Source organism: Bradyrhizobium sp. NAS80.1 (genome assembly GCF_001908205.1).
Taxonomy (GTDB): Bacteria; Pseudomonadota; Alphaproteobacteria; order Rhizobiales; family Xanthobacteraceae; genus Bradyrhizobium.
In genome coordinates, this window is the sequence record NZ_LGHL01000434.1 from 1 (window position 1) to 631 (window position 631).

Annotated in this window: 1 protein-coding gene; it reads left to right on the forward strand. The window is 61.2% G+C overall.

Annotated features, from left to right (window positions below; translation table 11 throughout):
- On the forward strand, window positions 1-361 hold a 361-nt coding region (locus tag AC629_RS47550), incomplete at its 5' end, for a hypothetical protein (RefSeq protein WP_210419244.1).
- Between the last annotated feature and the right edge of the window lie 270 nt (window positions 362-631).

Sequence of the window (631 nt, forward strand, 5' to 3'; positions counted from 1 at the left end):
GGATGTGGGAATCTCCTCCACGCATCACATCGCACGCTTCTTTCGCCTGCACGAGTCTCTGGTTGAAATGCCGCGTGCCGCAGCGCCGGTGTCAACGACCATTCAGATTCCAACTGACGGCGGCGCCCTTGTCATCGCTGAAGCAGCCGCCGAAGGCGCGCACAGTTCGGCCGAAGCGGAGGGTGAAAAATGGCAGACGCGTTACCAGCTCGACCCTAATGCCGCGATCGCGGCGGCCTTCAAGATCGCTGGTCTCCCGGTCCCGGAGTTTCCCACAGCGCCGCCCGGCACGCCGCCGCACGTTGCGCCCGGCCCGATCATCGCGGCGGCCTTGAAGGCCGCCGGACTGATGCGGAGTTAATTCGACCCGGCGATCGCCCTTGCCGCGCGGACGATGTAGGGAGTGAAGGGCCGGCGATGTCGCCTAATGGCCCTTCGCGTCATTTTGCGCGTGCGCGCGATAATCAGGTCGCTTCAGCGTAAAAGCGGACATCAATTGGCAGGTAGGACCGTCTGGCCCGGTAGAGAATGACCCTGGCTGTGTAAAAACGCGAATGATCGAGACACGGCTAGAATTACATTCTTCAGTTCGTCGTCTAAGTTGAAGCCACGTGCTAGCTTAAGCGCTAGA